We start from the raw sequence: 5,030 nt of genomic DNA, 5'->3' as shown, positions 1-5,030 counted from the left end.
GGGTCACCTCGATGCTTGGATTGATCCTATCGAGTGTCCAGCCGGATTAGACCACCTCAACCCATCCATGGGGGCTCGTAGAAAACATCCATGTTTTCTACGGTCCCGCAAACCCACCCCCGCCGGCCCCCGACAGTTGGCCGGTGGCCAAGGAAGGAGCGGAATTCCCGTTGTTCGGCATGCTCCGGCATCGCCGGTAGGGTTGGTTCCCAAACAACCGCCGTGAACGTATCTACGTCCGGTAGCGCATGAATTGGATCGGAAGGATCGACGGCCAACGGCCGTCCCCCGCGTTTCCCATGGCTATGACACACCGTCAAAGGCGGGTCGGGGCGGGTTTCCGGGGGTGTAGAAAACATGGATGTTTTCTACAAGCCCCCATGGATGGGTTCACGGCGTCCCCCGGAAACCCGCACCGTCCCGCCTAAGCCAGGGCGCCCATCAGCTAACGGCTGTTCGCCTCACCCCCGTTACAGCGCAGACCCACCAAACTTGTGCGTGTACTGCAGGTTCAACTGGCGGCCGACGGTATCGAACCACGACACGTCGTAATACGGGTACGACGCATAGGTCGCATCCTTCGGCGGCATCTTGTTGAACAGGTTCACCACCGACAGCGACAGGCGCGAATGGTCGTCGAAGCGGTACTGCACCGACAGGTTGTAGCGGTACGTCGCCTTCATCCACGGGCTGTCGCCGCTTTCCCAGTCGAAGCTCTGGTCGTAGCTGTCGAAGCTCGGCAGCTTGCCCAGCCGCGAACCGTACAGCGTGGTCGACCACGCCGCGTTCTCCCAGGTCAGGCTGGCGCTGGTCTTGGTGCGCGGAATGTCGAAGCCGCTGTTGACCGCGAACTGGTCCTCCACCACGTCCCCAGCGAACTGCTGGAAATCATGGCGCTGCACCCACGTGTGGTTGCCGCTCAGGATGAAATCACCCACGCCGGTGGTCAGGCGGTAGCGCAGGCCCACGTCAATGCCGCGGGTGGTTTCGCGGGCGATGTTGATCGGGCTGACATGCACCCCGTACAGGCGGCCGTCGTCGGTTCGGGTGACGCGGCTGATGGCATCCACGCAGGTCGGCGAGCTGGCATCGGCATCGCCCAGCCGGCAGGCCGCCTCATCGCGCAGGATCGTGCTCACGTCCATGTCCTGCACCTGGTCGCGCATGTCGATGTCGAACCAGTCCACCGACAGGTCCAGGCCCACTGCGGGCGACCACACCAGACCGGCGCTCCAGGACGTGCTGGTTTCCGGATCGAGCTGGCGGTTGCCCTCGCGGGTGCGGATCAGGTTTTCCTCGTAATCGGAGCAGTCGTCCGCGCCATCCAACGCGCAGGCGTAGTAGTCGTTGGCACTGGTTTCATCGTTGCCCGGGCCGGCATACACATAGTGCAGGTCCGGCGCGCGGAACGCGGTGCCGTACGAGCCGCGCACCAGCAGCGAATCGATCGGCCGCCATTCGATGCCGCCGCTCCAGGTCGCCTTGCCGATCGTGTTGCCCGAGTAGCGATACTGGTCGAAGCGGCCGGCCACGCTCACGTTGAGCGTGTCGTGCAGCGGCAGCCGCAGCTCGGCCGCGGTGGCCCAGCGGTTGCGGCTGCCATGGCCGTCCGAATCCTTCCAGCTGTAGTAGTAATACTGCGTGGCCAGCGGATCGGGATTGAGCGCGTAGGACTGGTTGCCGAACTCGGCGGTAGCCGCAAAGCCGGCCTTGCCGCCGGGCAGCTCGAACAGCTCGCCGTTGGTCAGGGTCAGTGCGGCGGTATCGGTGCGCGACTTGGGCGTGTAGGTGGTGCGCGCGGCGATCGAATCGTACTCGGCGCGGGTCAGCGGCCGGTACAGGCGCGCCGGGTCGGCGTTATAGATCGGGAAGCCATCGTCGTCCTCGCCCAGCTGCGGGCCCAGGAACAGGTCGTTGGCCTTTGCCGCGATGATCTGCGGCCAGCGGATCGATGACTGGTACTGCGAATGGCTCAGCGAGGCCTCGTAATCCCAGGCCGCGTCCAGCGAGCCCTTGAACCCGGTGGTGACACTGAAGGTCTTCTGCGTGCTGCGGATCATGCCGTTGCTCAGCCCGCCCATTTCCTCCGGCGAGAACTGGCGCTGCCAGAACTCCACCTGGTCGGTGGCCTGGTTGTGGAAGTAGCCGTCCTCGTTGCCATCCGGCGCCATCAGCCCCCACTGGGTCACGTCGCGCATCAGCGCGATGTCGTGGTAGCCCAGCTGTACGTCGGCGAACCACTCCGCGCCATTCTCGAAGCCATAGCGCAGCGAGGCGTAGCCGTTGGCGCCACGGCGCTTGCTCAGGATCGTGCCGTAGCCGATCGAGCGGTCGCTGCCGCAGTAGAAGCCGTAGCGCGCGCGCTCGGCGTAGTAGGTGCTGCCTTTGTTCTGTCCGGCCAGCGCATCGCAGGTGGCCTGGCCCGGGTCCAGGTAATCGTCGTTGTAATCCGTGCGCAGGTAAGCGCGGCGCGCGGCGCGCGCGCTTTCGGTGGGAGCGTCGAGGGTGGAATCCTGCTGGGTGCGCTCATAGGCCCACAGCGGGGTCTGCGACTGCAGTTCCAGGCTGTATACCGCGCTGAACCTGCCCGAATCGAAGCCGCTGGCGATGCTCATGTCGAACGACTCGCCACCGCCCTCGGTGGTGGTGCCCATGCGCACGTCCACCGTGGTGCCATCGACCTGCTTCTTCAGGATGAAGTTGACCACGCCGGCGATCGCGTCCGAGCCGTAGATGGCCGACGCGCTGCCGGTCAGCACTTCGATCCGGTCGATCATGCCCAGCGGGATGTTGGAGACGTCGGTGAAGTTGCTGCGGCCCTGGAACGGCATCGGGAAGTCGGCGATCCGGCGGCCATTGACCAGCACCAGGGTGTGGTTCGGCCCCAGCCCGCGCAGGTCGACCTGCTGCGCGCCCGGTGAGAAATCGGCACCGCTGGCGGACTGCTGGCTCTGGGTCTCGCCGCCGTTCTGGGTCATCGAACGCAGCACGTCCGGCACGCTGGTGAAACCGCTGGCCTGGATCTGCTCGGCGGTGATCACCGTCACCGGGGCGGGGCCTTCAACCTGGGCGCGCGGAATGCGCGAGCCGGTGACCTGCACCGTGTCCAGCTGCTGCACCCCGGGGCGCGGGGCCTGCGCCGCCGCAGTTGCGGCCACACCCATCAACGCCAGCTGGATCGACCACGCCATCGCCTGTTTACGCATGAGAATTCCCAACAAGAAAGTAGGCCTCAGGGGAGGCCGCGACCCCCATTCACATTCGGTGAATGGACGGCGCGCATTTAACGCCTTTTTTACGCCGTTCACCACTGCCTTGTCTTCAGGAAGGGGCTGACGCCGATTTCCGGCCCCAGCCACGGCCTGCATGGCTTTCGGCCGATGCAGGCGGGCATGCGGCGCGGGCATGATGGGGGTTCACCCGCCCTGGTCATCGCCATGTCCCGTCGATCCGCCCTCCTGCTGTCCCTGTGCCTGCTCAGCCCCCTCGCGTCGGCCGCCGAACCGGTACTGGTCATCCATGGCGGGGCAGGGGTGCAGCGCAAAGATCTCTCGGCGGCCGAGGAAAAGGCGGCGCGCGCGGCACTGAGCCAGGCGCTCATCAAGGGCCACCAGGCGCTGGCGGCCGGCAAGCCGGCGCTGGACGCGGTCACCGCCGCCATCACTGTGCTCGAGGACGATCCGACCTTCAATGCCGGCAAGGGCGCGGTGTTCACCCATGACGGGCGCAACGAACTGGATGCCGCGCTGATGGACGGCGCCAGCCTCAAGGCCGGCGCAGTGGCCGGCGTGCAGCGCGTGCGCAACCCGATCCTCCTCGCCGAAGCGGTGATGCAGCACTCCCCGCACGTGATGATGGTGGGCCAGGGTGCCGAGACCTTCGCCGCGAGCCAGGGCATCGCGCTGGTCGATCCGTCCTACTTCCGCACCGAAAAGCGCTGGCAACAGCTGCAGAAGGCGCTGAAGGAAGAGGCCAGCGGCCAGGCCCATGCCGATCTGGAAACGGCCCGCCACTTCGGCACCGTGGGCGCCGTCGCGCTGGACAGCCAGGGCCACCTGGCCGCCGGCACCTCCACGGGTGGCATGACCAACAAGCGCTACGGGCGGGTGGGCGACTCACCGATCATTGGCGCCGGCACCTATGCAAACGCCACCTGTGCGGTGTCCGGCACCGGCTGGGGCGAGTACTACATCCGCACGGCCGCCGCGTACGACATCTGCGCGCGCATGCAGTACCTGAAGCAGGGCCCGGAAGAGGCCGGGCGCGAGGTGATCAATACGCGCATTCCCGCGCTGGGCGGCGATGGTGGTGCGATCGTGCTGGGGGCCGATGGCCGTGCCGCCACGCCGTTCAATACGCAGGGCATGTATCGCGGCTGGATTGGTGTCGACGGCGTACCGCACGTGGCGATCTTCGCGGACGAAACGCTGACGCTTCCGGGCCAATAGCCCGCGTTGTCAGGGCAAATTGCGATTCGTGTGAAAAATTTCAAAAAGGTTGTTGACAGAACCCGCATTCACCCCCAAAATTCACGGCTCTTCCACCCCACACCGAAAACGCTTCGGCGCCACGGGACAGGGTGGTAAGGAGGGATACCCAAGCGGCCAACGGGGGCAGACTGTAAATCTGCTGGCTTACGCCTTCGGTGGTTCGAATCCACCTCCCTCCACCAGTTTCATGCAGTTTCAAGTTGTGGCAAGAGCTTCCGATGCGGGAGTAGTTCAATGGTAGAACCTCAGCCTTCCAAGCTGATGGTGCGGGTTCGATCCCCGTCTCCCGCTCCATTGAATGGATTTGAATATATTCAAATTCGTGCCATAATTCAAAACTCGCTCACGTAGCTCAGTCGGTAGAGCACCTCCTTGGTAAGGAGGAGGTCGAAGGTTCGATTCCTTTCGTGAGCACCATCTTAGTGCCACCATTCAGACGATTTCGAGATAAGCAGCCATGGCCAAGGGTAAGTTCGAGCGCACCAAGCCGCACGTCAACGTCGGCACCATCGGTCACGTCGACCACGGCAAGACCACGCT

Annotated in this window: 3 protein-coding genes and 3 tRNA genes; 5 read left to right on the top strand and 1 reads right to left on the bottom strand. The window is 64.8% G+C overall.

Annotated elements, in window-relative coordinates; translation table 11 throughout:
* Positions 1-470: 470 nt before the first annotated feature.
* Positions 471-3,206 carry a TonB-dependent receptor gene (locus KVS69_RS17750; RefSeq protein ID WP_217539284.1) on the bottom strand — a complete coding sequence of 912 codons (2,736 nt, stop codon included), beginning with the start codon at positions 3,204-3,206 and terminating at the stop codon, positions 471-473.
* Positions 3,207-3,437: 231 nt separating this feature from the next.
* Between KVS69_RS17750 and KVS69_RS17745 the strand changes: the two genes are divergently transcribed.
* From KVS69_RS17745 to KVS69_RS21160, 5 genes are all read left to right on the top strand, one after another.
* Positions 3,438-4,448, top strand: coding sequence for an isoaspartyl peptidase/L-asparaginase (locus KVS69_RS17745; RefSeq protein WP_217539282.1), 1,011 nt, complete (start codon positions 3,438-3,440; stop codon positions 4,446-4,448).
* Positions 4,449-4,586: 138 nt separating this feature from the next.
* A tRNA-Tyr gene (locus KVS69_RS17740) sits at positions 4,587-4,672 on the top strand.
* Between the two features lie 38 nt (positions 4,673-4,710).
* Positions 4,711-4,784, top strand: a tRNA-Gly gene (locus KVS69_RS17735).
* Positions 4,785-4,831: 47 nt separating this feature from the next.
* Positions 4,832-4,907, top strand: a tRNA-Thr gene (locus tag KVS69_RS17730).
* Between the two features lie 40 nt (positions 4,908-4,947).
* Positions 4,948-5,030: GTP-binding protein (locus tag KVS69_RS21160; RefSeq protein WP_042615313.1), on the top strand; the 83-nt coding region annotated here is incomplete at its 3' end.

Source organism: Stenotrophomonas sp. GbtcB23 (assembly GCF_019091045.1).
Classification (GTDB): domain Bacteria; phylum Pseudomonadota; class Gammaproteobacteria; order Xanthomonadales; family Xanthomonadaceae; genus Stenotrophomonas; species Stenotrophomonas rhizophila_A.
This window is presented reverse-complemented; position numbering and strand designations above follow the sequence as displayed.

Bases quoted from the DNA above. Each gene is read 5' to 3' on its own strand.
- KVS69_RS17750 (WP_217539284.1), bottom strand. From the start codon at position 3,206: ATGCGTAAACAGGCGATGGCGTGGTCGATCCAGCTGGCGTTGATGGGT.
- KVS69_RS17745 (WP_217539282.1), top strand. From the start codon at position 3,438: ATGTCCCGTCGATCCGCCCTCCTGCTGTCCCTGTGCCTGCTCAGCCCC.